This is a genomic window from Mesorhizobium sp. M8A.F.Ca.ET.207.01.1.1 (assembly GCF_004794715.1).
Classification (GTDB): domain Bacteria; phylum Pseudomonadota; class Alphaproteobacteria; order Rhizobiales; family Rhizobiaceae; genus Mesorhizobium.
Window position 1 is genome coordinate 1 of record NZ_SRUS01000208.1, and the last position, 374, is coordinate 374.

At 63.6% G+C, this 374-nt stretch carries 1 protein-coding gene; it reads left to right on the forward strand.

Features of this window, described 5'->3' with window-relative positions; translation table 11 throughout:
• The coding region (locus tag EN850_RS34200; protein ID WP_210238030.1) for a hypothetical protein at positions 1-272 on the forward strand (272 nt) is incomplete at its 5' end.
• Positions 273-374: the final 102 nt, after the last annotated feature.

A 374-nucleotide genomic window follows, 5' to 3' on the forward strand; every position in this document is an offset into this window, starting at 1 on the left:
CCGGTGCCAATCCGGCCGTGGTTTCCTCCGACATCAACCAGCAGTGCGACGACGGCTTCGACCCGTCGGCCTGGGCCGCGAAAACCAAGCTGAGCAGCAAGCCGGCGATCTATGTCCGTGAGATCCAGGGGTGCATCCAGGGCGAAGGTGCACTGGACATGGGCAAGACGGTGGAAAAGCCGACGCCGGTCTACCAGATCACGACCTATGCCGGTGATACCACCAGTGATGCGACGTCGCGTGCGGCGATCGATACCGTATTCAAGCTGTAAGGGTGGGGAACCCATGAACACTCGCAACCGCAGGATCCTGGCAGGCGCTGGCCTTGCCATTCTCGCCGCTGGGGGCTGCCTGGCGCACACCCTGTTCGCGGC